Below are 24,504 nucleotides of genomic sequence, written 5' to 3'. Positions count from 1 at the left end.
TTGATTACAACCCGCGCCCGCAAGGGCTTACGGCGTCACGCGCGAAACATCCCATAGCCTCATCATTTGAGCAATAGCCCGTTCAGTGTCCGCCAGCGGAATCCCATCCCGCGCCAGCGTCGATATTCCCAGCAGGAAACTGTCAAAGCTGACCGCCAGGGCAGGCGTGTGCGCAGTATCCTGCAATTCGCCTGATGCGATGCCCCGCTTAACGCAGTGTCCTATTCCCTCACGGGTACGGCGGCGGGACTCTTCGAGCGGTTTCAGGATAGGCCTGGTTTCCTCAGAGCAGGCAGACATCACGCTGAGCGCAACCATGCAGCCACGCGGATGACCGGCGCCATACTGCATCCGGGCTGAGTTGAGCAGTGCCGTCTCCAGCGCCTGTCTGGGGGGTAACGCTGGGTCCCACAGTGGCTCTGTAACCCTGGCATGTGTTTTCAGATAACAGCTCACCGCTTCGTTAAAAAGCGCTTCCTTCGAGCCAAAGGCGGCATAAAAGCTGGGGGCGGTGATCCCTTTGCCTATCGACGCTTTTAGCTGTGCGAGCGAAGTGGCGTCGTAGCCTTTTTCCCAGAAAAGGTGCATTGCTCCGATCACCGCTTCATCCCGGTCAAATTGTCTTGGTCGGCCTGTTCTCATCATCTGTTCCTCCGTCTTTTATACTAATCGATACATAATTAATTGACAAGCTGGAGAGCGGCAATGCAACATATGTATCGATCGGTATATAAGTGCGTAAATCGGGTGACATCGTACCTGTAGCACTCCCCACAGACTCTTAAACTGACTGACAGGCTGAATTATGCAAGCACAGCACCAACACGGAGAAGCTCAACGACTGCCGGTATTTGCCCTGCTGGCACTGGCGATGACGGGCTTTATCTGCATACTGACCGAAACCATTCCCGCCGGATTGCTGCCGGAAATCAGCAGCGGGCTCGCGGTTTCACCCTCTCTGGCCGGGCAACTGGTGACGGCCTATGCCGCCGGTTCGCTGCTGGCGGCGATCCCCCTCACTCTGCTGACCCGAACCTGGTCACGGCGGGCTGTTCTGCTGAGCACCGTGTGCGGATTCCTGGTTTTTAATACGCTGACCGCCGTGTCCTCAAACATAGCCATTACATTAGTCGCGCGATTTCTTGCCGGCGCTTCAGCAGGTCTGGCGTGGAGTCTGCTGGCCGGATATGCGCGGCGAATGGTCGTTCCATCACTGCAGGGGCGGGCTCTGGCGCTTGCCATGGTTGGCACCCCCATCGCTCTGTCTCTTGGCGTACCGGCTGGCACATGGCTGGGGGCGCTGCTGGGATGGCGCCTCACTTTCGCGCTAATGTCGGGGCTGTCAGTGATCCTTATTGGCTGGATAATGCTGGCCGTGCCGAATTACCCAGGCCAGTCTGCTGGGCAAGAAATGCCGCTCCGGTCGGTGTTACTGATCCCCGGCGTACGGTCAGTGCTCGGCGTCGTTCTGACATGGATGCTGGCACACAACATCCTCTACACCTACATCGCACCGTTTATCGCGCCTGCCGGGCTTGCCGCCAGGGTTGACCTGGTGCTGCTGGTCTTTGGTCTGGCAGCCCTGTGCGGAATTTTTATCACCGGCAGGATCATTGATACCCATCTGCGCCAGGCGGTGCTGCTGTCACTGTCCGTTTTCGCCGTCGTGTCGCTCGTTTTTGGCCTGGGCGCGACGTCCCCGCTGGTGATTTATCTGGGGATAGCCGTCTGGGGGCTGACCTTTGGCGGCGCGGCAACTCTGCTCCAGACGGCGCTGGCGGACGCCGCTGGCGAGTATGCCGATGTGGCGCTGTCGATGAACGTGGTGACCTGGAATGGCGCGATCGCTCTTGGCGGCCTGACCGGGGGATTACTGCTGGAACACGCCGGGACCTGGTCCTTCCCGTGGGCGCTCCTCGTCCTGCTATTGGCCGCAGTTGCGATTGTTGTGCGAGGCGAGCAGGGCTTTCCGGCAGCCAGCAGCCGTTCTGGTCAGTCGACGAGCAACTAACTATCTTCCCAGGCTACGGCATCCGCTCGTAGTCTTTATCTCTCTGAATGGAGTAAAAAATGACACTTGTGAAAAAAATGCTCTGCGGCGCGCTGCTCAGCACTGCGATGGTTTCTGCCGCCTCGATAGCTGCGGCCCCGGCGGATGAATTCCCTGTTCCTGCGGGCTTCAGCAGTGAGTACAAAAGGGTGGACGGCGTGAAACTGCACTATGTTAAAGGCGGTAAGGGGCCGTTAGTGTATCTGGTGCATGGATTTGGGCAGTCGTGGTACGAATGGCACCAGTTGATGCCCGAACTGGCCGCCAGGCACACGGTGGTGGCCGTCGACCTGCCAGGGTTGGGACTGTCGCAGCCTCCCGCCACCTCTTACAGCGGTGAGGACGTAGCAAACACTCTTTATAAGCTTGCCGATTCCCTGCGTGGAGACCAAAAGTTCACGCTGGTCGCTCATGATATTGGCATCTGGAATACTTATCCTATGGCGGTTAAGCACCAGGATAAAATTGACCGGCTTATCTACATGGAGGCCCCGATCCCCGATCGGCGCATGTATGATTTCCCCGCATTTTCTCCAGAAGGAGAGTCGCTGGTCTGGCACTTCAGCTTTTTTGCCGCAAAAAATCAGCTCGCTGAAACGCTGATTAAAGGGCATGAGAAGTTTTTCCTCACGCATTTCATCCTGGAGCACGCCACGAATAAGGCCGCTTTCACGCCCGCGCTGCTGGACAGGTATGCCAAATCCTATGCAAAACCCCACACGCTCACCGCCTCATTTGAATATTACCGGGCGCTGAACACCTCGATTGAGCAAAACAGGAAGCTGGCGCAAACCAAACTTACTCTGCCGGTGATGGCGATTGGCGGCGGCGGACACGGTGGCATGGGGCAATTTCAGGTTGATCAAATGAAGGATTACGCAACTAAGGTAGAAGGTCACGTATTGGCAGGCTGCGGGCACTGGCTGCCGGAAGAATGTCCACGAGAGCTCAACCCGCTGGTGGTCAATTTTATCAACAAATAGCGTGCCGATTGCCTTCTTCTACAGCCACAGCTGGCTGAAGTCGGGCCATCCTAACATGCTGAGATCTCGCCAGGTGAATGAGTTCTCACCGGCATACTCTATCCAGTGATGAAAAAGCGGGATGATCCAGCGCTGATGAGTTAATTGATGAAAGTAGTCAGCAATATGCTCACGCGCGCTATCATCGCTTTCATTTAATAACTGTACGATCATCTGCTGCCGCAGCTGTGACTCATGCGGCGGCAGGTGGTTAAATGTCGAGGTCGAGGTTAGCCAGTCAAGAACGGCAGGGATAGTAAGGGTTTCCAGCATGAAATTTGTCAGCCAGATATCCGCTGGCTCCAGTTTCTGCATGGCAAATTCTTCGAACGAATAGACTCGTACCGTGCACTGATAATAGTAATCTCCCACTGTAGCGGCTATGGCATGTGCCAGCTCCACTAATTCAGGCTGTCCATAGGTGGCGATAGTCACCTGACGGCGACTGATGAACGGAGCGGTGATATTGCCAAAATCCACTCTGCGGTGGTTCCATGCGGGAAGCAAACCCTGGGCGATGGAGAGGGCGCTGCCATACTCTTCTGGTAACTGACTGCGATTGAGCAGCGTCATTGGTTGTATTATCTGATTGAGAAAACGTCTTCCCTCCTCGCTGGCGAAAATACCGTTGCTGTCAGTAACGATAAAGCAGCTCCCATTTTCCAGCTTGCGTTCCCGAAGCGGCCGCGTATCGGTAGACAGCTCGCCGTGCAGGATGGGAATAAAATTCATGCTGATATTTTCAGGCACCTAGGTAAAAATATTTATTTCGTTAAGCATTGGTCGTGCCTGATGATAATATTCATTGCGGCGTAAGGTCAGATAGCTGCCCTGATGTCGCTGGATGCAAAAGGGACCGCTACAGCGCATTTGTCCCTCATGCAGATCAAAAATTAAAGCTGGCTGCGTTGCCAGTAAACAGTCCAGCCTTTTCATGGGGACGGAAGTTTCAATCACCAGACGGTAAATATCTTCGTCATAAATTTGAGTCAAATTGCTGAACAGATCGGAAAACCACGGACTCTGGATGGCGGCGTTAAGGCTCCGCGCTATTAATGGCGCCGTCATCGGGGTGCCATCTGAGAAGTAGGCCGTCGGTTTTATATAGAATACCCAGCGGGTCGCTTGCTCGTTATGCGTCCAGTAGTGCGCGATGTCAGGAACGATCTTTCCCTGAGCGGTATCATAATGCGTGAGTCCACTAAGACATTGGCGAATAAGATGCCGTTCCGTTCTTCGCAGTGGATGAAGGGGATTCAGAATATCAATATCCCGATAAAAAGGGATGCGAACGCGTTTCTGACTGTTGTTTTCCTGAACCCCAAAGCGATACTGAATAATACGGTTAAGGGCCTGCTTTTCGTTGCCGATAAATTTTATTGCCTCCCCATTATCCAGCAGGGCCATCCTCTCCTCAATATGTTGGTTAATCAACCGGTCAGGGGCGTTGAGTAAGCGTAAATTGGAGTGTTTTCCTCTGCCTCGCTGCGGCTGCCAGTCGATCCATCTTTCATCGTGCATTCGTTGCAACAGGATACGTGCATTTCTTACTGAGCAATTAAATATGCCCGCAATAGCGTTCACCTGAACGGAGGTGTTCTGGTCGAGACCAAATCTTGCGTACAGTTTGCGAAAATGCTCTTCAATATTGGACATCTGATGACTACCCTGAAATGTGTAGTTTTTCCTATTTTATCGATGATTTCGCTAATATGCTGTGATTCTGTTCAAATAATTTCCGGTTTTAAACGTAAACAGGAAGCGCTGTGCCGCGATTTTTGCTCTTTTTTAACTCTGGTTCGCAACAGACAATTAACCTGGCCGCTAACTTGAATGATGACCTCAAGCTAAGGCGGATAACCGATAAATAATATCGAGGCTATTACTAACGTGTACCAGGGGTTAAAGCATGTCAAAATTAAATATTTTGCAGAAGCTACAAGGTATAGGTCGCTCATTGATGATTCCGATCGCCATGCTGCCTGCTGCAGGGATTTTACTTGCTTTTGGCACCAGCCTGCAGGACCCAAATGTTGTGGCGCAAATTCCTTTTTTGGGAACAGCCTGGTTAGTGCACATTTTAACGTTACTCTCTGAAGCCGGCGGGATCATATTTGCCAATCTTCCGTTATTGTTTGCCGTCGGTGTAGCGGTTGGCCTGTCAAACGATCAGGGAATTGCTGGCCTGTCAGCCATTGTTGGCTTTCTCATTATGAATGTGACCATTGGCCAGTATCTTGGTATAACCGCGGATGCCGTGGCAAATAACCATGATTATACTCTGGCACTGGGCATACCCTCATTACAAACGGGTGTGTTTGGCGGCATTGTTATTGGGATAATATCCTCTGTTCTTTACAAAAGATATTTTACTATTAATTTACCTTCGTGGCTGGAGTTTTTCTCCGGTAAACGATTTGTGCCGATCATTACCTCATTTGCGGCGGTATTTGTTGGGATTGCCATGGCGCTAATCTGGCCGCCCATCCAGCACGCGATTAATGGGCTGTCCAACAGTATGATGAACTCAGGTCTTGGGCTTTCGGCTTTCCTGTTCGGCTTTATCGAGCGTTTACTGATTCCCTTTGGTCTGAATCACGTCTGGTGGCCCACCTTCTGGCTACAGTTTGGGGAGTATGTCAATAAAGCCGGGCAGGCCGTTCACGGCGATCAGCTTATTTTCTTTGCACAGTTAAAAGATCAGGTTCCCATTACTGCTGGCGCGTTTATGGCTGGTCTGACGCCGTTGAAAATGTTTTGCATACCGGCCGTCGCTTTAGCCATTTATCGCTGCGCCAACGAGGAAAATAAAAGCCGGGTGAAGGGGATTATGCTGTCCGGCGCCATTACCTCAATTGTTTGTGGGATTACTGAACCGATTGAATTTTCCTTTCTGTTTGTGGCGCCCGTGCTTTTTGGTATCCATGCAGTATTGGCCGGGGTGGTTTTCCTGCTGATGGAATTACTCAGCGTTCATATTGGACTGTCATTCTCCGGCGGATTGATAGATTACATCTTCTTCGGCATTTTACCGAGAGGGCATAACTGGTATATGGTCTTCCCTGTTGGCATTCTGATGGGCTCTATTTACTACCTATTATTTACCCTGGCAATAAAACGCTGGAATTTACTGACTCCCGGTCGGGAAAAGCCTGAAGTCGGTGACGATAAGGTTTCCTCCTCCCAGTCTGATGATTTAATTACAGGGATCATTATCGCCTATGGCGGCCTTGATAATATGCGGAGTATTGAAGCCTGTATGTCACGACTGCGCATTGATGTTATTGATAAAAGTATCATCGATAAAAATACACTAAAACGATTGGGGGCGGCTGGCATTGTCGAAGTAGGAAACAATATACAGAGTGTGTTTGGCATGAAGTCAGACCGCCTGAAAGAAAGTATTCGTGCGGTAAAAAACCAGCAGGAAAACTCCGTGAGTGGAATAGTGAATTATTAATGGGGTGTATAGGGAATAAGACAAACAGAAAAGGGGTTTATAACCCCTTTTCACTGAATAGCATTTTTACTCTTAACTCACCGACTGCACTGTCGCTATGAGGCAAGAAGCGCTTTTGCCCGTTCAAGTACGTGCTCTTTGCTGAAGCCAAAGTGCTCAAACAGCACCGCGGCAGGCGCTGATTCGCCGAAGGTCTGCATGCCGATAACCTCCCCGTCGAGTCCGGTATAACGCTGCCAGAAGCCTTCGATACTGGCTTCCACAGCCAGGCGCTTACGAAGGTGCTGCGGTAAAACCGCATCCTTATACGCCTGTTCCTGCTGGTCAAAGCGTTCAGTGCACGGCATTGACACGACCCGTACCCGGCGGCCTTCACGATTCAGTTCGCCAGCAGCATATACCGCCAGCTCGATTTCCGATCCCGCTGACAGAATAATCAGTTCTGGCTCTCCCTCCGGCTCAAGCAAAATATAGCCGCCGCGGCGGACATCCTTTAATTGCTGCTCGCTGCGCGGCTGCTGGGCAAGAGGTTGACGGGTCATAATCAGTGCCGAGGGGCCATCAGATCGCTCAATCGCCTGCTGCCAGCCGATAGCCGCTTCTACCTGATCGCATCCGCGCCACGTTTCCATATTGGGCGTCAGGCGTAATGAGGCCAGCTGCTCGACCGGCTGATGAGTCGGGCCATCTTCGCCGAGCCCGACAGAATCATGAGTATAAACAAAGATCGAGTGCGCTTTCATTAAGGCCGCCATGCGCACGGCATTGCGGGCGTACTCCATAAACATCAGGAAAGTGCCGCCATACGGTAACAAGCCTCCATGCAGCGCTATCCCATTCATTATCGCCGACATGCCAAATTCGCGTACGCCATAGGAGAGATAATTGCCCGCTGGATTTTGATCGGAGAAATCGACCGACAGCTGATGGCGGGTCAGATTGGACGGAGACAGGTCTGCCGAACCGCCAAATAACTCCGGCAGCGAGCGGGCAAAGTAGCTGAGACATTTCTGGCTGACCTGGCGGGTGGCCAGGCTGGCCGGATGAGCCTGAAGGTCCTTTATCCAGGCATTGACCTCTTCGTGCCAGCCCTGAGGCAGCTTTCCTTCCATGCGGCGGGTAAATTCTTTCGCCAGCTCTGGATAATCACGCGCATAAGCAGCAAATTTTTCGTTCCATTCTGCCTCTACTTTCACGCCGGTCTGTTTTGCATCCCACGCCCGGTAGATTTCATCTGGAATAACAAAGGGTTCGTAGGGCCAGCGCAATTCTTTACGCACCAGGGCGACTTCATCCGCACCGAGCGCCGACCCGTGGCAGTCATGGCTGTTGGCCTTATTGGGGGAACCAAAACCAATAATTGTCTTACAGCACAGAAGGGATGGTTTATCCGTAACGGCGCGGGCTTCTGTCACCGCTTTATTCACCGCCTCGGCGTTATGACCATCAATGCCTTCGATCACATGCCAGCCATATGCCCGGAAGCGGGCAGGGGTATCGTCGGAGAACCAGGCATCCACATGACCATCGATCGATATGCCATTGTCGTCCCATACGGCGATCAGCTTGCCGAGTTTCAACGTACCGGCCAGGCTACAGGCTTCATGAGAGATCCCCTCCATCAGGCAGCCATCCCCCAGAAACAGCCAGGTATGATGGTCAACGATCTCCCTGCCGGGCTTATTGAACTGAGCCGCCAGCGTTTTTTCCGCAATAGCCATGCCGACTGCGTTCGCCACGCCTTGTCCCAATGGGCCGGTAGTGGTTTCAACGCCGGGGGTGTAACCGTATTCCGGGTGGCCGGGCGTGCGGGAATGTAGCTGGCGGAAATTTTTCAAATCATTGATGGTCAGGTCGTAACCAGTCAGATGCAGCAGTGAGTATTGCAGCATGGAACCGTGCCCGTTTGACTGGACGTAACGATCGCGATTGAACCATCCGGGGTTAGCCGGGTTGTGACGCAGATGGCCTCGCCAAACCACTTCAGCCACGTCCGCCATTCCCATCGGCGCGCCGGGATGGCCCGAGTTTGCTTTTTGAATGGCATCGATGCTCAGAATACGGATCGCATTAGCGAGTTGTTTATGGTCCATTTTTTTCTCCTGACATTTCACAATAATTAATAACGAGAAATAACCTTCAGCACTTCTGCGACATCGTTAGCGTTAAACAGAGCGTCCAGATCCGTTTCGCTACAGAACAGTTCTGAGAGCTGAGTGATGAGATCAATATGCTGGTGTGGGGCACGGGCCGCCAGCAGGAAGTGCAGCTTCACTGGGTCAGCCTGATCCGGGAAATTTACCCCGTTTTTAACCAGCAGGAATGCCAGGCCATTTTGATTGACCCCAGTCTCTGGGCGGGCGTGCGGCATGGCGATACCGGGCGCCAGCACATAGTAAGGGCCATTGCTAAAGGTGTTCTCAATAATGGCCTGCAGGTAGCTTTCCCGGACGGTGCCGTCTGCAATCAGTGGGGCGACAGCTAAGGCAATCGCGCTCTGCCAGTCGCTGACGTCGTCAACGACCGCGATTCTTTCTTCAGTGAGTAATTCTGTGATCATTAACACCCCGTACAGACAAGTTAAAGATGTATAGTCATCTTTAGGATGCTCCTCGACGTGTCCAGACACAAGCGATAAACTCAGCAACATGCTCAGTCAGGTTGGGCTAAATGAAGAGTTGTTAACCAGGTCACAATTATCGTGATGGCGGGGAACAGCCTGAACTGCAAAATAACCTTTAAAACCAGCTGACAAGCGCGCAGGCAGACAGGGATACCATTGATGGCCGATAACATTACTGAGAAGCAACAAGAGGTAATTGACTACATCTTTAAGAAAATTAAAGATGACGAGTTGCTGCCTGGCGATAAGCTCGACACGGAAATTGCGATTGCGAAAGCGTTAAAGCTGACCAGAGCCACGGTAAGGGAAGCCACGCGAATCCTTATTGAACAGGAAAGAATCTATCGCATTAAAGGGTCTGGTCTGTACATCGGTTCGATTGGCAAGAGCAACCATTCCGGTAAATTTCATGCACTTTCACCTTTTGACTATCAGGCGCAAAAAAGCGGTCATAAAGGGGTAAGAAAGGTGATTTCAGCCAGCATTATCAAGGTGCCTGATGCGGCAATGGCGCAAGCGCTGCGCATCAAGAACAGTGATTCAGTTTACAAAATACTGCGCCTGATGTGTTTTGATGATATCCCCGTCTCGCTGGAGTACATCCATTTTCCGGCGACGCTTTTTAACTCAATGGAATTTAAAGAGCTGGAGATCTCCAAGTATTCCTATATTGAGAGGATTACCGGGAAGGGGGTACAGCGGCGTGCGCAAAATGTCCGCGCTTTCAATGCTACTGACGAAGAGATGATCAGGCTGCTGAACATCCAGCCTCATGATGCGATGATGGAACTGTATGAGGTGGTGTATCTGGATGACGGCACGCCTTTTGAGGTCAATATCTCGATTGTTAATACTAACATCCTGCATTTAAAACAGATTTCTGAGCGTTCCGAATAAAAAATGAGAGCCGTTAAATGCTCTCATTATCATCAGATGTCTGAACCGAGAGGGCGAGGATCAGGCATGGCTACCCAGTAACACTTTAAGCTTGCCGTCAAGGCTCCCTGAGGTGGCTTTCTGGAACGCCTCGGCTGCCTCAGCCAGATCGTAAACTTTCGGGTAAACAATCTGTTGCAGTGCGTCGGCAATCTCTTTTTGCCTGATAGCCGTCGCGCTTTTTTCAAGATCGTCGCTGTTATACATATGGCTGGAGGTGAGGGTGATCTCTGAAGACATGATCTCATGCAGGCCAATGGTAGAACCTGAGGTGTACTGACCAATGATCACGATATGCTCAGGCTTGCGGTTAGCCGCCACCAGCGCTTGCAACACCGGATAGTAGCCCGTGCATTCAAACGCAATCGGACGCTGGCGCAGGTTTACGGCATCCACGTCCTCAATCGAGGCATAGACGGTAAAGCCCAGGCGCTGTAACAATTCGATTCTCTTCGCGTCTTTCTCTACCACCAGCGGATTAGCATGATGAATATGCTTAAGTACCAAAGCGGTCATTACGCCGATAGTTCCGCTTCCGCTGACGATGACTGGCGTATTGACCAGATCGCGGTAATGGACAAGAGAAACGGCGTGATAGCCCACGGCAAAAGGTTCGATCATTGCCGCCAGCTTCATATCAATCTGGGCGTCTAATTTAATAAGTTGCTCCGTCCCCACGGCCAGTGATTCGCACATGGTGCCATCCAGCCTGAAGCCCATCACCTTCCGACTGACCCGACAGATATTCGGCTGATTATCCAGGCAGTTGAAACACTCGCCACAGCCAACCAGGGGATTAATCGCCACCTTATCACCGACGTTAAACTTTGGTGATGAGCCGTTAATTTCCCTGATAATCCCGACAGATTCATGGCCCTGAATGAAATTTGTTGGTGGCTTTAAGGAAGGATGATGCCCCAGATAAAAATGCATATCTGAACCACAAATTCCACTGTAGGCGATATCTACCAGCGCTTGCCCGGGGGCGGCTACTGGTGCGGGGAGATCAAAAATTTCGATCTCTTTGACAGCGGTGATTTTTACGCTTTTCATGACCCACTCCTGCGTTTAAACGGCCCCGAAGGGCCGGGATAACCTAGACATTTGACAGGCTGTTTTCTGAAGTATCCAGCGCCTGCTTTTTCATCTCTTGCAATAGTTCTTCAAGACGAGGATCTCCGAGATAATTTTTTATCTCAATAATCGGCACGTCCTTGCTCATTCGCACGCGTTCGGCAAGATTCTGATGCACTACCACCAGGTCTGCTTGGTCAGGGATACTCTCGATAGCAAAATGTTTGACCGTAATCTCATAGGGGAGGTCTAATTTTTGCAGTTTCTTACGGAAGGTGGTGGCGCCCATAGCGCTGGAACCCGCGCCGGCATCACAGGCAAAAGCAATAAACCGTAAGCGACTGACCGGAACCGCTCTTTCTTTGTCGCGGCTTGAGGTTGCCTGAATTTCTTGCTTCGCGTTGGCATAGGCTTCGCTCATCCCAGCGGCTTTGGTCGTTTGCATGACCGCCTGAGAGGAAGAGAAACTGTCGTTTTCCTCCGTTGAGCGATCAAACTTCAGCACGATGCTGGCGCCGATAAAGGTCACGATCGCTGCCGATCCAATGCCGCTGAGCGTGGCAAGGAATTTACCCGGAGGGGTCAGCGCCATAAAGGCAAAAATAGAGCCAGGGGTGGCACCGGCCACCAGTCCGGCATGCATCAGCGAGAAGACTTCAATCCCTGCGGCAGAGCCAATCATCAGGGGAATAATCATTAATGGCTTCATATAAACGTACGGGAAGTACATTTCATGAATGCCGCCAAAGATATGGATGATGGTGGCGGCCGGAGCGGATTTTTTCGCCATCCCTTTACCGAATAAACAGAATGCCAGCAGCAGTCCAAGGCCAGGACCAGGGCTGGCAAACACCATGAAGAAGATAGAGCTGCCGTTGACCGCGGCATCTTTCATCCCCAGTTGGTAGAAGATGGCCTGATCGATGGCATTATTGAGGAACAGCACTCTGGTTGGTTCGATGAGTAGGGCCAGCGTCGGCAGATAGCCTGTTTTTAACAGGCCATCAATGGCATAAGCGATAACGTTGGTGATCGCCAGCATAAACGGGCCAATAAATTCATAACCCAACAGCGCCAGCACCATGCCGGCAAGGCCCATGGCAAAGTTCTGCACCACGTTTTCCAGCCCCGCCGGAATGCGATTCTCAAGCAGACGATCGATATATTTGCTAACCAGCCCTCCCAGCGGTCCCATCGCCATTGCGCCAAGCAGCATGGGGACATTGGTCCCGACAATCACGCCCATGGTGCCAACGGTGCCAATGACGGCACCGCGTTTACCGCCCACCATGTTACCGCCGGTATAGCCAACCAGCATCGGCAGCATGTAGCGGATCATCGGTTCGACAAGAGAACCAAATTCTTTGTTCGGCAGCCAACCGGCTGGAATGAACAGCGCGGTGATAAACCCCCAGGCCATAAACGCGCCTATATTGGGGATGACCATAGCGGTGAGAAAGCCGCCGAAGCTTTGCATTCTCGCGCGTAGTGATGTCTTGCTCATAGTGATTATCCTGTTCTGGTGTCATCAAAGCTGACTCGTAACCTGGTGTCGGCATGGGTAGGGTCGCGGCATGTTATCTGGTCAGAGTAAGATTTTGTTAATAAGACTGTACAACATAAAGATGTCTAGTCATCTTTGAAGATACGCCTTACGTAACGGCTTTCAATAGCAATCTGAACGCTTTAGGATCTTTTTTCTGAAGATGCTGGAATGGTCACATTTTGCGTCTTGCACTGAAGAAGAGTTCGATGCCGGGAGACGGCATGGCAACGGCGAGCCTTGCCGTATTGTCGCTGGCGGCAGCGTATTGATGAAACTTAAGCGGGGGCGCGACAGTTAGTGCAGGGATGAGGTCAGGCTCAGGCGAGACCTGTTAGAAGGCAAACGGGTTTATGCCTCTGGCAAGCGATCGAGGTCAAGCGGAGGCGCGTTTCAGGCCATCAGCGCAAGAGCATTCACCGCAGGAAAAACGTGCGGTGAATGAACAATAGCGGGGACGCTTCAGACCAGGTTGCTTTTAATCACCGCGGTAACATCCTGATTGTAGCGATCGCGGTTCAGTATTTTGGGATAGGCAATATCAACCGACGCTATGCCTAAATCCAGACGAATAATTTCCGCCTTACGGACGGGATGGATTTCATCATAAAATGTCCCAATTACCCGCAGCGGAATGCCCGCCTGGCGAATGGCTTTGGCGTCAAAACAGGGATCGCCCATCCCGATCATTTTCAGTAAAGGAACCACTCGCGCCGGGTCCATAGCAAACATGGCGACCAGTGAATTCACGTTATCGGCCGATTTGCGCGCGAGGGTTTCATAACTCTCCGTCTCTTTAAAATGCTTGAGGCCAACTTCCGGGCCGTAAAATTCAATATAGTTTGCGACGAGACAGTGCACCTGCTGAATTTCCGGCGCTCTTTTACGATGAAACGCTGGCCGCACCAGCGTCGCAGAGTTAATTCTGCCGGGATAGCGCGCGATCAGTACCGCACAGATCGCAGCTCCCATTGAAATCCCCGCGACTGAGGCAGAGCGCAGCTGCAAATGGTCCAGTAGCGCAATAACATCATCGGCGAAGGTACTGATGCTCAGCTCAGCGAGCGGGCCAAGGTCAGAATCGCCATGCCCTCTACAGTTGAGGGTGATCAGGCGGTAATTACCATCGGTAAAGGTGCCGCGCGTCTGCAGATGATTGCCGGTCAGGCCATGCTGAAAAACGATGACCGGACCCTCCTGCTGATTATCGTAATACTGTAAGCTCAGCCCGTTATGCTGAAAAGTGTGCAGCATCATTGCCTCCCGTCAGGCCATCTTCAGACAGGCATCAAGCAGGGCTGATACCTCGCCAGCTTCACTGGCCGCCAGACCATGCGTTACCACGCAGCCATCGAATCCGCTGGCGCGGAGCTGCTTCAAATAGAAACCATAATCCAGTACGCCACGCCCGGCGGTGGTGAACGTCCCGTCCGCCGTGCGATCCTTCGCATGGGCAATGGCGATGTCCTGCCCAAGTAACTCTAACGCCTCCTGCACAACGGTGTGCTGCTGATCAAGCGTGGCTTGCTCAAACAAATTTGCCGGGTCGAAGATAACTTTCAGACGTTGACTGCCCAGCTCATCAATCAGCCGCCGCGCTTTCTTCGCTGAGTTGATCACATTGGCCAGTTCAGGCTCGATACCCAGCGTTACGTCATATTTTTCCGCAATGCGCAGCGCCTGCCGCATTGAGGTAACCAGCGTTTCCCATGCACGCTGCGTATTATTATCCGGGTGAAAACGCCACTGATCTTCTGCGTCCAGGGTGCCGGTGCAGAGTGTAACCAGCGGGCAGGCCAGCTGCTGTGCCGCTGCGCAGATGGCCTCCAGGCACCTCATGCCGGAGGCGATGACGGCAGGGTCCGGGTGGGTCATGTTGAAGGTGGCGGAAATGGCTTCAAGCCTGACGTGATGTCTGCCGCTTGCCGCTGTGATGGCGGCAATGACCTGAGGTGAAATCGTTTCCGGCAGCGCTGGCAGGCCCGCGCTGGCAAAATTGAACTGCGTGGCCTGGTAACCTAAGCTGCCGATCAGGGCAAAATTCTGGTCGACGCTGTCGGTGCTGAAGGTCTTAGAAAAAATTCCCTTATCCATCATACCGATCCTTTTGCGTCAGCCACACGCACGGGTTGACCTGTACGGGTAGATTCCTGAATGGCTACCATCGTCTTCACGGTTTGCAGGCCTTCTGCGAGGGTGGCTGCGCGGGCAATCGGCTTATCATTGAGGATGCAGTCAGCAAATGCTTCCAGCTGACGACGATAGAACTGACCGTCTGCCGCCAGAGGGCGGGTGAAATTACCGGTGATTTTACTGAAGATTTCCACCTCACTGGATTTATACAGCCACGGGTTATAGGTTTTGCCCACCACGCTGCCGTTTTCACCGTAAATCTGGAAGCCTTCATGCCAGTCCATATGCACGCCCAGCGTCAGATCAAGCTGCCCGAGCGTACCGTCGGCAAATGTCGCGTTCATTAACCAGCACTGGTGTCCGGCTCGTTTCAGGTAGTGAGCTTCAATTTCGGTGATGTCGCCAGCCAGGTGCATGGCCGTGTCCAGCAGGTGGCTACCGTGGGACAATAAATTGTATTGTTGCAGATCGGCCTTGGGTGCAATTTTAGGTTTACGTTTGGCCTCGCTCAGCAGCACCTGAGGCTGGACGGCATTAATCGTCAGGTAACGCTGGCTGTTATCGCAGTACCAGCCTTTATAGGCGACGAGCTGTCCCATTCCGCTCTGAATAAAATCTCGTGCGGCCTGAATCCCGCCATCAAAGCGTTTCATATGTCCAATCTGGAACAGGAGTGAGGTTTTGCTGACAATATCGACCAGCTCCTCACTTTCCTCAATTGAGAGGCCCAGCGGCTTTTCACCGAGCACATGTTTACCGGCGTTAATCGCCATAATGGCCAGGGTAATATGAAAAGCGTCAGCGGTGGCGATAATCACCGCATCGACGTTTTCATCGTTCAGCATCTGCTGATAATCGGCATAGGCTTTGGCTGGCTGCCAGAGTTGTTTCATCCGCTCGCGCAGATCGTCAGCGGCGTCACAAATGGCATAAAGTTCGACATTGCAGGCCTTAGTACAGGCCTCAAAATGCCCCGCCTGCGAAATCGGGCCACAGCCCAGTACGCCGACGCGCAGTTTCTTTTCCTCAGCTGACATGGCTATCTCCTCAAAAGTTTGATGACGACTTACCGGTTAACGGCTCCTGATAGCTGTCATTATTTCTGCTGGGGGAAAGACGGAAAACTGAAGAAATCGCCGGATTAAGTTGCCAGTTTTCGGCTGTAATGGCGGTTATTTGTGATTTGAGTCGCAAATAACCGCCGGGCATTCCACCTAAAACCGGAAATGAAAGGCGGGAGTCGCTCACCGGGCTGGAACCCGCTGACGCTTAATGACGCGCGAGAGAAAATTGCGCCGCTGGGCTATCCGTCCTTGACCGGCATAGCCAATAAATTAAAAGCGAACAGGCCACGGCGCAGGCCGGAGATCAGTCTGGGTTCATGGCGTGGAACAGGGTATCAAAGGTGCCTTCTTTTTCAGCCCAGCGGCGCGCCTTATCGCCTGCTAGCAGAATCTCCCCGTTCGGGTGCTGATGGTGCTCAATCAGCGTCATCACCCTGGCGATATACTTCGCCAGCGGCATTGCTCGTGGGTCGGCTATCTGAGCGCTGCCGGTGAGTTCGGTCTGCACGTAAGGCGGCGAAAGCTCAAGGACTTCAACCGGAATATGGCGCAGCTGGTGACGCAGAGAAACCAGCCAGGAGTGCAGAAACGCTTTGCTGGCGCAGTACGTTGGGAAGTCTGCCCTGGGAACGAACGCCAGCGCGGAGCTGGTTGCCATAAAGGTGGCGTCCGGCTGCCGTTTAATAAGCGGCAGGAACGCCGCCGCCGTACGTAGAGTGCCAAGGATATTCGTTCTGACTACTTCGTCTGCGGCGTCGGCATTCCAGTCATCATCGACGAGATCCTCGGCCCGCGAAATCCCTGCGTTGGCAATCACCACGTTCAGTTCAGGAAAGCGCGATCTGATCTGTGCGCCAAGGGAAGCCAGCAGAGCGTCATTGTGTATATCGAGCCTGAAACCGGCCATGCCTGGATTGGCAGTGGTGATTTCGTCGAGCAGAGCCTGGCGGCGCCCGGTAATAATGACCTGGTTGCCGCGCGCGTGGAACGCTTCGGCCAGCGCGCGCCCAATACCGCTGGTGGCGCCCGTAATCAGCATGGTGTTATCGCTAATGTTCAAAACAATCTCCTCTCCGGCTATAGCAGGTGGAAAGGCGACGACAGCGGCTATCTGACCGGAGGTCTGTGATGATAGCCTGGATGGAAGAGATGAGGTCGCGCCTTACGATCCCCGTTTTCTCTGCTGAGACCCTGGGGTATCTGGGCGCGTTGGATGACGGTAACGCCTACGACATGCTGGACATGCCTGCTGATTATATTTACCGCAGCGTAGCCAGACAAGCAGAAAATCCCCGTCAGGCTACCTGTTAGTAGGTTTGTTGCCAACGCTCTGATATCCTCTGTCTTAGTAAGCCGCTTTTTAACCCCTGGATTCGTGACTATGACCACTGAGCGTTCACTGAAAGCAAACGAAATTATTTCATATACCAGACAGTTGCTGACCTCCGGCGGCTACCGGAGCTTCAGCTTTGCCGATATTTCTGAAAAGGTAAATATTCGCAAAGCGAGTGTTCACCATCATTTTCCGAGTAAAGCGGAACTGGTCAGGGTAGTGGTTACCGCCTATCGCGAAGAGGCCCGGATGGGAATGCAGGCGCTGAGTCGCCAGATAAATAACCCGGTGGCTGAGCTTCAGGCCTATGCCGATTACTGGTCAACCTGTATTCGGGACGGCTCCTCGCCATTTTGTATTTGCGTCATGCTTGCCGTCGAGTTACCTACCTTGCCGCCGGAAGTTGCCGCCGAAGTTTCCGGGCATTTCACCGATCTCTCCGACTGGCTGGCCTCTTTACTGATCAGAGGGGAAAGTGAACATCTCTTTCAATTCAGCGGCTCCCCCTCCTCCGAGGCCAGGTTACTGATGGCGACGGTACATGGTGCGATGCTGGCGGCGCGTGCTTTTAATGATGCTGACGTTTTCCAGCAAATTGTGCAGCCGGTCATCGATAACATCACGATCGCGCTTGCTGCCTGAGCGCGCCACAGAGGGCGCCAGTTGGGGCGAGAGGTACCTCGCAGAATGTTTCTGGCATCTCCACAGTGCTCCTTACTCAAAAGAGGGGCCACGATCAGCAGGTGAATTTTGACGAGGCGAAGAGGGGGAAACTGCATCATCTCGTGCCGCCACCGGTAGTGAATTCTGGCGCGTAGCGTTGAGAACATCGGAAAGACCGCGCGCTAACAGCTGACGTGGCGCCTCGCTGCCATCGACGGGAAGAAGGGTTCGGCTGCGTATTTTCCAGCGCCCGGCGTGGCGTTCAAGTTCCCAGCGGTTGACAACAACCCGATGGATGCGGTATCCGGTGGAAAAGCCATGATTCGCCATCTCGCGCCGCTCGCCCTGTTTATCCAGCTGTAAAAGCTGCAAATAGGAGGTGACAATGGCCGTGTCGCCGCGCAAGTCGATAAGCGGTAACCCGGCAAAATGCGCTAACCCACCCTGAATGGCTTCCTCATGAGCAGGCCTGAGAATAAATGCCGCGATAGCCTCCACGCCTGTGGCGCCATCCAGTCCCTCTCCGCGATAAAAAACGCCATCCTGCCGATAGACTGAAGCCGTATATTCGGCGAGGCCGGTATCGGCGCTGGGGGGATGAGCGGCGATAAGTTCGTAGATAGCCAGTTTGTCTTCGATTATCCGCAGCCGCTGTTCTACGGTGAAGCTGTTTTCATCTGCCATTGATGATTCTCCCCCAGATAAAGGTTTGAGTGTAGCGATTCCCTCACTATAACTGTTCTTCCTGATGACATAATCTGCTATTTATTTACTGAAGTGATTACCTGAAATTAATAATGGCAGAGCTGACAATGATTAACAGTTCGGACTTTTTGGCGCTGAAAATGTTTATTACCGTAGCGGAACAGCTGAATTTCAGAGCCGCTGCCGAGTTGCTGGGCGTGTCAGCGTCCGCAGTCAGCCAGCAGATAAGCGGGTTTGAGGGACGTCTGGGGTTGCGACTTTTCAACCGCACCACGCGCTCGGTAAATCTCACTGAGGATGGCAAAACGCTTTATCAGCAGGCCGCTCCCCTGTTAGAGAACCTTGCCGGGGCGCTCACTCACGCACATACCAACAGTAAAATTATAAAGGGAAAAATCCGCATTCATGCCTTCCGCTCGGCGGCCGAGATGTTTCTGGATCGCAAGCTACCCGGCTTTCTCGCCTCTTTTCCCGATGTGCATATTGATACGACGACTCATGATTCTCCTGTCGACCTTGTTACGGGAGGCTACGATCTTTCTCTCCGGCTTGGGGAAGTGCTCGATCCTGGACTCGTTGCGGTGCCCGTCGGCGGGCAACTGCATCAAATAGTGGTGGCTGCTCCGTCTTATCTGGAAAAGCATCCGGCGATTAAGCAGCCGGAGGATTTGCGCCAGCACAACTGTATTGGCTGGCGCTGGCCGGGAGCGCTGGCGGCGGAACCCTGGCAATTTATGGATAACGGGCAGCTAAAAAATATTCCGGTCACCGGCAATCTGCTGGTGGACGACCGTGAGCGGCAGTTTCAGGCCGCCATCGCCGGGACCGGCGTTGCTCAGGTGACGGCGGAAAGGGTCAGCGCGCATCTTATATCCGGCGCGCTGTGCCGCATTCTCGACGAGTGGGAAATGGCGTTTCCCGGATATTACCTTTGCTGGACGGCGGGGAAATCGATGTCTCCGGCGATGAGGGCGCTTATCGACTGGCTGCGTCAGCAGTGATTTATCTTTGCGGCAAGCGGCTAACTCCGTGAGCGTTTCTGGCGTGAGCAAACGGCTGGTGGGGCGTTATTATGCGCTCGCTGGCCGTCGGCGAGCATGATGTAAATGCGCTGCGCCTACCGTTTTATAATGTCAGCGTTACCATGACGCGGGGAAATGTGGCATAATTGCGTAAATTAACTGTACTGTTTAGTTATTTATCGTCATAACTGGCCTCCACGATCTCAGTAAAAACAGGGAGAGAATCTATGAGAACACTAACAGAAGAGCGGCGACAGGCCATAATCACCGCCGCTGCGGAGCTTTTTCAGGAAATAGGGTATGAGCGCGCGTCGATGGATGCCATCGCCAAACGTGTCGGGGGCTCGAAAGCCACCCTTTATAACTATTTTACGTCGAAAGAAGCGCTTTTTGAGACGATCGTACGCACTTACAGCGCCAATTTTATGACCGAGGCGGCGGCTTCTCTTACCGAGCCCGGAAGTGAGTCGCGCTCGCTGGAGCAAAAGCTTACCCGATTTGGCGAGCTTATGCTTCAGGTGCTTACCGGTGAGAATCCTGCGCTACAGATTTACCGTGTGGTGGTGGGAGAGGCCGGGCATTCCGATATCGGCACTTTGTTCCGCGAGTCAGGTATCCGGCAGAGTATGGAAAAACTGGCGCAGGTGATGGACGAAGCGATAAAAACCGGGGAGCTGCGGGAAGGTGATCCCATGTTCTTCGCCATGCAGTTTGGCACGCTGGTAAAAGCCGAGACCGAAATTTTACTCTTTCAACGGGAGTTGCCGCGCTTTACCCCGGCCCAGATCAAGCAAATGGTCAGGAACGGCGTCAAGATGTTCCTCTATGGCGCGCTGCCGCGGGACGGCGGTAAAAACTAGCTTCTTCATAATATCTCCGACAGTCGCGACCAACTGAACGTCATCGCCTTGTACAGGTCGCTATGAGGCTTGACAATTTTTACTCATTTAATAAACTATACCGTACAGTATTTTAACTGGCGTTATGGAGAGTAAGATGAACGTTGTTGTCATGATAGGTGTGATTTCGTCCGTGCTGCTTCTGACTGGCTGCGTGTCGCTGTTCTGATGAACAGGCGAATCTTTGTTAATCGGGAGGCGGAATGAAAATTCTGGGAGTGCTCGGCGTTATCGCCACGGTAGTGATGTTAAGCGGCTGCCTTTCTATCGGCAGCCATCTGTAAAAAATAGTCTGTATTCTGCCCGGGCCAGGTAACTGGCCCGGTCTTTTACCCCTTTCGAGATCGTGACTCATCTCACTAAGAAGGGCAGGTTCCCGTTCCGCTCGCTGACCACCGGATTGCGGTAGTTGTAATTTGAGCGGACATTCTCGCCAGCAGATCCTGCCAGGCGGCAAACAGCTGCGTATAATCTCCCGTCGTATTTTGTATTAAATGGCTGCTGCATACGATCCGGCGTCGTTCTTCTCCCTGTCGGGTTGAGAGGCTCCAGTGTGCGTCAAGACGCGCGAAATTCCCCGGCCAGCTGTCAAAGCGCCTGACCTGCACCAGTATTCGCACCACCGGTTTATCCTCTTCACGGGCCAGTCCCGCAACATCCTGCGTTCCCAGGCGCTGCGTAATTTGTGTCGACAGCGCCGTTTGCAGCTCATCGCCCAGCGGGCTGAGCCAGCGGTCATTATCGAGCACGGCAATGCTGCTGTTTCCCGATCTGATGATGACATTTTGCGTGTCCAACTGGGCTGGTACGCCGACGGGCAGCATCTCAATCACAAAAGGGACCGGGGAGGTGGGGCTGACCGGCAACGCCGGGCTGACCAGCGTGTGATAACGTACCGGCGGCGATGAGCAGGCGGCCAGGGACAGCAATACGCCGAAGGCCAGAGGCCGTAGTACTATTTTCATCAGTATTTTCCTTTGGTGGAACCCGAATGCGCCCCGGTACTTTCTGCTATAGCTGGGTCAGCGGGTCGTCCCTGCAATAATGACTCAGGATGGCGATCGAGCTGGTCGCTCAGGCTGCGTACGGTATGCAGCGTTCGGCTGACCTCCTGTAGCGTCTGCATGAAATAGAGCAGCAGCGGAGAGTCTTCTGCCAACAGATCCTGAGCGCGTTCCGTGGTCTTCTGCGTTTGCTTCATCAGGCTGTTCGCGGCTGGCAGCGTCTGGTTATTCACTGTTGCCAACGTTTTACCGAGCGCTGCCAGAGTGCCGTTGAGATTATTACCGATGGATTCCAGCGGCATTTTGTTGATTTTTGTGACTATCCCGGCCATCTGCTCCTGAATTTTGTCCAGGCCGCCGTTCAGGGTCGGCAGGCGTAGCGGATGCGCCGTCATGTCAAAGGCCACCTTCGGCGCGTCAGGGACAAAATCAATGGAGATATACAGCTGACCAGTCAGCAGGCTGCTGGAGGTTGCGCGCGCGCGCAGCCCGTGAGCGACCAGATCTCGGGTGAATACAGCCGTCTCATAAGCGACATTGTTTGCGCTGGCGCGCGGCAGTTTGTCCAGCACATGCCCCATACGGGAGGGATAAACCTCAATACCCACCACCGTCGGAAAACGATAGCCGTCAGGGTTGTAATCGAGGCTGACGGAAATCACCCGACCGATTTTTACGCTGGAGAACTCTACCGGAGCACCCACGGCGAGACCATGCACGGTACTTTCAAAACGCAACTGGAAAGGTATGGCTGGTCCATCGGCCGGAGCCATTGCGGTATCCTGGTCTGACGCCAGTGAAAAGCTGGCCGGTCTATCTTCTGCGGGGGCTGAACGGTGTTCCGGCGTGGCGAAAGCGATGCCGCCAGCAATGATCGCCGCAACGGTCTGGGTCTTTAAATGAAAACCGTCGCCGCTTACGGAAAGGTCAACCCCGCTGACATTCCAGAACCGGGAATCAGCGGTGACCAGCCGATCGTAAGGCGCCTCGATAAACACCCGTAGCGCCACACCCTTGCCGTCCTTGCGCAGATGATACGAGGCAATTCGTCCCACCTGAACCCGGCGATAGTAAACCGGTGAGCCGGCATCCAGCGAACCAAGATCGTCAGCCTCAATGATAAACTGACTGCCCGGCGTATCACTGATGATCGCTGGCGCAATTTCAAGACCGGTAAATTCAGTGCGGGTCCCGGTCGATTCCCCCCGATCCACGCCGATATAGGCCCCGGAAAGCAGGGTATCGATACCGCTGACGCCGCTAACGCCTATACGCGGCCGGACGACCCAGAATCGCGTGTCGGAACGGGTCAGGTTATGCGCGCTTTTTGCCAGCTGCACCCGGACCACTACCTGCGAATCGTCCGGGCTGAGGGTAATGTCTTTAACCACGCCCACCGTAACGTCTTTATATTTGACGGCGGTTTTGCCCGCTTCCAGCCCGGCTGCGCTGCGAAAGGTGATGGTGATCTCAGGCCCGGCGGCCAGCCGGACCTGAACCAGCATTGATATGGCGATCAGCAGCGCGCTAACCGGGACCAGCCAGATAAGGGCATTACGCCAGTGCCGCCGTTTGAGCAGCGGTTCGCCAGCTTGCCAATGGTTCATTCATCACCTTCCCAGATTAATTTTGGCTCAAAGCTCAGGGCTGAAAGCATGGTCAGTATGACTACCAGAGCAAAGAACAGGATGCCGGGGCGTGGCTCAGCTTCGCTCAGCGAGTGGAACCGGACCAGACCGCAGACTGCTGCCACCACCACTACATCCAGCATCGACCAGCAGCCGATCCACTCGGTGATACGATACAGCCGCGTGCGTTCACGCCTGGCCCAGCGGCTTTTTCGACCGGCAGCGACCAGCAGCACGCTCAGCGACAGAAATTTCATACAGGGGATCGCTACGCTGGCGATAAAAATAACGGCGGCAATAGCGTAAGAACCGCTGCGCCAGAACTCGATCACGCCGGACAAAATGGTACTTTCGCTGCCCCGACCAAACAGGCTGGTATACATCACCGGCAGGACGTTAGCGGGAAGGTAGAAAATCATCGCGGCCAGCAGCAATGCCCAGCAACCATAAAGATTCTGCGACTGGCTGGCTGCCAGCTCTGAATGGCAGCGTGGACAGCACCCGGCTGGCGATGGGGGCGGCAAATATTCACAGACTAATCCGCATAAACGGCAGCCGCGAACGCCGACTTCACGGGCAAAAGGCACGTTACTCATGGTGATTGTCCGGGGCAACGGGCATCAGCGCCCAGAGAGGGTGAAGATCGTGGCGGGTAATGATAATGATCAGCGTGCCAGCTGCGGCCAGTGCCCAGCCGCCCGGCCCGACGGCAACCTCGAGTAAAGAAGACAGCTTAACGGCGGCCACCACAAAGCCCAGCATTCCCACTTCCACCATGCTCCATGGGCGCAGCCATCGCAGCATTTTCATCAGGGTGATAAAACCTGGCGCAGGGCGACGATAGCGGGCAAACAGCAGCAGCCAGCTCAGCAGGCTAATCTGCAACGCAGGCGCGGCCATCAGTAAAAACAGGGCGCACAGCGCCAGCAGCGGCAGTGTCTCCCCTGATGAAAGCGCCCATGCCGCCTGCCAGAGCGTCACCTCATTGTTGACGCCATGAAAATCGACCTGCAACACCGGGCTGATGCAGGCGACAGAAAAAGTGACGGCGGCCGCTATCGTAAGGGGCAGAAGGTGATGGGCCGCGCTGCCGTCGCCCCGCCAGAGTACGGCCTGACAGCGTTGGCAAACTGCCGTTCTCCCCGGCGTATAAGGGCGATAGCGGTAAACGCTGTCACACTGCGGGCAGACGGTCAGGGAAGGATATATTTTCATGTTCAGTTGAGTGAAACCCGCTTGAGAGACAATGTAAGCGCAGACCGGCTCAACAACCGGTCTGCTATTTTATCCGTGGGGAGAGTTGATCTCCGTCGCCCTGGTGTGGCGTGACAAAGCTGCCTTAGGA

Annotated in this window: 25 protein-coding genes; 8 read left to right on the top strand and 17 right to left on the bottom strand. The window is 53.6% G+C overall.

Features of this window, described 5'->3' with window-relative positions:
- Positions 1-27 precede the first annotated feature (27 nt).
- Complete coding sequence (locus tag NG99_RS12455) at positions 28-645, bottom strand: TetR/AcrR family transcriptional regulator (protein WP_034893021.1); 618 nt, start codon at positions 643-645, stop codon at positions 28-30.
- Between the two features lie 160 nt (positions 646-805).
- On the opposite strand from NG99_RS12455, the gene NG99_RS12450 reads away from it, so the two are divergent.
- Both NG99_RS12450 and NG99_RS12445 read left to right on the top strand, forming a co-directional pair.
- The gene (locus NG99_RS12450; protein ID WP_034893018.1) at positions 806-2,011 is read left to right on the top strand and encodes an MFS transporter; all 1,206 of its coding nucleotides are present in this window, start codon (positions 806-808) and stop codon (positions 2,009-2,011) included.
- Between the two features lie 59 nt (positions 2,012-2,070).
- The gene (locus tag NG99_RS12445) at positions 2,071-3,033 is read left to right on the top strand and encodes an alpha/beta fold hydrolase (protein WP_034893015.1); all 963 of its coding nucleotides are present in this window, start codon (positions 2,071-2,073) and stop codon (positions 3,031-3,033) included.
- Positions 3,034-3,051: 18 nt separating this feature from the next.
- Here NG99_RS12445 and NG99_RS29950 read toward each other — a convergent pair whose 3' ends face one another.
- Both NG99_RS29950 and NG99_RS29945 read right to left on the bottom strand, forming a co-directional pair.
- Positions 3,052-3,804, bottom strand: coding sequence for an SgrR family transcriptional regulator (locus tag NG99_RS29950; protein WP_232298290.1), 753 nt, complete (start codon positions 3,802-3,804; stop codon positions 3,052-3,054).
- Positions 3,805-3,822: 18 nt separating this feature from the next.
- On the bottom strand, positions 3,823-4,728 hold the full coding sequence (locus NG99_RS29945; RefSeq protein ID WP_232298288.1) for an SgrR family transcriptional regulator: 906 nt from the start codon (positions 4,726-4,728) through the stop codon (positions 3,823-3,825).
- Between the two features lie 253 nt (positions 4,729-4,981).
- On the opposite strand from NG99_RS29945, the gene ptsG reads away from it, so the two are divergent.
- A complete protein-coding gene (gene ptsG, locus NG99_RS12435; RefSeq protein ID WP_052130684.1) occupies positions 4,982-6,532 on the top strand; it encodes a glucose-specific PTS transporter subunit IIBC in 1,551 nt (516 codons plus the stop codon).
- Between the two features lie 95 nt (positions 6,533-6,627).
- Here ptsG and tkt read toward each other — a convergent pair whose 3' ends face one another.
- Both tkt and NG99_RS12425 read right to left on the bottom strand, forming a co-directional pair.
- Positions 6,628-8,625, bottom strand: a complete 1,998-nt coding sequence (gene tkt / locus NG99_RS12430) for a transketolase (protein WP_034893012.1) — start codon at positions 8,623-8,625, stop codon at positions 6,628-6,630.
- A gap of 26 nt (positions 8,626-8,651) precedes the next feature.
- Positions 8,652-9,092 (bottom strand): PTS sugar transporter subunit IIA, encoded by a 441-nt coding sequence (locus NG99_RS12425; protein ID WP_034893009.1) that lies wholly within the window; start codon positions 9,090-9,092, stop codon positions 8,652-8,654.
- A 222-nt stretch (positions 9,093-9,314) separates the two neighbouring features.
- On the opposite strand from NG99_RS12425, the gene NG99_RS12420 reads away from it, so the two are divergent.
- Positions 9,315-10,052, top strand: coding sequence for a GntR family transcriptional regulator (locus tag NG99_RS12420; RefSeq protein ID WP_034893006.1), 738 nt, complete (start codon positions 9,315-9,317; stop codon positions 10,050-10,052).
- 60 nt (positions 10,053-10,112) lie between these two features.
- Here NG99_RS12420 and NG99_RS12415 read toward each other — a convergent pair whose 3' ends face one another.
- From NG99_RS12415 to NG99_RS12390, 7 genes are all read right to left on the bottom strand, one after another.
- Positions 10,113-11,144: a zinc-dependent alcohol dehydrogenase gene (locus tag NG99_RS12415; RefSeq protein WP_034893004.1), complete on the bottom strand. Its 1,032-nt coding sequence runs from the start codon at positions 11,142-11,144 to the stop codon at positions 10,113-10,115.
- A 43-nt stretch (positions 11,145-11,187) separates the two neighbouring features.
- Positions 11,188-12,669 carry a PTS mannitol transporter subunit IICB gene (locus NG99_RS12410; protein WP_034893001.1) on the bottom strand — a complete coding sequence of 494 codons (1,482 nt, stop codon included), beginning with the start codon at positions 12,667-12,669 and terminating at the stop codon, positions 11,188-11,190.
- Positions 12,670-13,170: 501 nt separating this feature from the next.
- A complete protein-coding gene (locus NG99_RS27615) occupies positions 13,171-13,965 on the bottom strand; it encodes an alpha/beta hydrolase (protein ID WP_052130683.1) in 795 nt (264 codons plus the stop codon).
- A gap of 9 nt (positions 13,966-13,974) precedes the next feature.
- Positions 13,975-14,805 (bottom strand): sugar phosphate isomerase/epimerase family protein, encoded by an 831-nt coding sequence (locus NG99_RS12400; RefSeq protein ID WP_198138767.1) that lies wholly within the window; start codon positions 14,803-14,805, stop codon positions 13,975-13,977.
- Positions 14,802-15,878, bottom strand: a complete 1,077-nt coding sequence (locus NG99_RS12395; RefSeq protein ID WP_034892995.1) for a Gfo/Idh/MocA family protein — start codon at positions 15,876-15,878, stop codon at positions 14,802-14,804. Before NG99_RS12395 ends, NG99_RS12400 begins: the two co-directional genes overlap by 4 nt.
- Before the next feature lie 10 nt (positions 15,879-15,888).
- Positions 15,889-16,089 (bottom strand): hypothetical protein, encoded by a 201-nt coding sequence (locus NG99_RS29235; protein WP_157032623.1) that lies wholly within the window; start codon positions 16,087-16,089, stop codon positions 15,889-15,891.
- A 120-nt stretch (positions 16,090-16,209) separates the two neighbouring features.
- On the bottom strand, positions 16,210-16,965 hold the full coding sequence (locus NG99_RS12390) for an SDR family oxidoreductase (RefSeq protein WP_034892993.1): 756 nt from the start codon (positions 16,963-16,965) through the stop codon (positions 16,210-16,212).
- Between the two features lie 68 nt (positions 16,966-17,033).
- On the opposite strand from NG99_RS12390, the gene NG99_RS12385 reads away from it, so the two are divergent.
- Positions 17,034-17,216, top strand: coding sequence for a hypothetical protein (locus NG99_RS12385; protein ID WP_034892990.1), 183 nt, complete (start codon positions 17,034-17,036; stop codon positions 17,214-17,216).
- A gap of 70 nt (positions 17,217-17,286) precedes the next feature.
- Complete coding sequence (locus tag NG99_RS12380) at positions 17,287-17,880, top strand: TetR/AcrR family transcriptional regulator (protein ID WP_034892987.1); 594 nt, start codon at positions 17,287-17,289, stop codon at positions 17,878-17,880.
- Between the two features lie 72 nt (positions 17,881-17,952).
- On the opposite strand, the gene NG99_RS12375 is transcribed toward NG99_RS12380, so the two are convergent.
- Positions 17,953-18,585 carry a nuclear transport factor 2 family protein gene (locus NG99_RS12375; protein WP_072017589.1) on the bottom strand — a complete coding sequence of 211 codons (633 nt, stop codon included), beginning with the start codon at positions 18,583-18,585 and terminating at the stop codon, positions 17,953-17,955.
- Between the two features lie 113 nt (positions 18,586-18,698).
- Here NG99_RS12375 and NG99_RS12370 point away from each other — a divergent pair, with 113 nt between their 5' ends.
- Together NG99_RS12370 and NG99_RS12365 are read left to right on the top strand one after the other, a co-directional pair.
- The gene (locus NG99_RS12370; RefSeq protein ID WP_034892985.1) at positions 18,699-19,607 is read left to right on the top strand and encodes a LysR family transcriptional regulator; all 909 of its coding nucleotides are present in this window, start codon (positions 18,699-18,701) and stop codon (positions 19,605-19,607) included.
- A 248-nt stretch (positions 19,608-19,855) separates the two neighbouring features.
- On the top strand, positions 19,856-20,488 hold the full coding sequence (locus tag NG99_RS12365; RefSeq protein WP_034892983.1) for a TetR/AcrR family transcriptional regulator: 633 nt from the start codon (positions 19,856-19,858) through the stop codon (positions 20,486-20,488).
- A 398-nt stretch (positions 20,489-20,886) separates the two neighbouring features.
- On the opposite strand, the gene NG99_RS12360 is transcribed toward NG99_RS12365, so the two are convergent.
- The 4 genes from NG99_RS12360 to NG99_RS12345 are packed head-to-tail and all read right to left on the bottom strand — an operon-like array spanning position 20,887 to position 24,374.
- Positions 20,887-21,492 (bottom strand): PqiC family protein, encoded by a 606-nt coding sequence (locus NG99_RS12360; protein WP_034892980.1) that lies wholly within the window; start codon positions 21,490-21,492, stop codon positions 20,887-20,889.
- On the bottom strand, positions 21,492-23,138 hold the full coding sequence (locus tag NG99_RS12355; protein ID WP_034892977.1) for a PqiB family protein: 1,647 nt from the start codon (positions 23,136-23,138) through the stop codon (positions 21,492-21,494). Before NG99_RS12355 ends, NG99_RS12360 begins: the two co-directional genes overlap by 1 nt.
- The gene (locus NG99_RS12350; protein ID WP_034892974.1) at positions 23,135-23,755 is read right to left on the bottom strand and encodes a paraquat-inducible protein A; all 621 of its coding nucleotides are present in this window, start codon (positions 23,753-23,755) and stop codon (positions 23,135-23,137) included. The genes NG99_RS12355 and NG99_RS12350 overlap by 4 nt, the downstream gene beginning before the upstream one ends.
- On the bottom strand, positions 23,748-24,374 hold the full coding sequence (locus NG99_RS12345; RefSeq protein WP_034892971.1) for a paraquat-inducible protein A: 627 nt from the start codon (positions 24,372-24,374) through the stop codon (positions 23,748-23,750). The genes NG99_RS12350 and NG99_RS12345 overlap by 8 nt, the downstream gene beginning before the upstream one ends.
- Positions 24,375-24,504: the final 130 nt, after the last annotated feature.

The sequence above is a fragment of the Erwinia typographi genome (assembly GCF_000773975.1).
Classification (GTDB): domain Bacteria; phylum Pseudomonadota; class Gammaproteobacteria; order Enterobacterales; family Enterobacteriaceae; genus Erwinia; species Erwinia typographi.
This window is presented reverse-complemented; position numbering and strand designations above follow the sequence as displayed.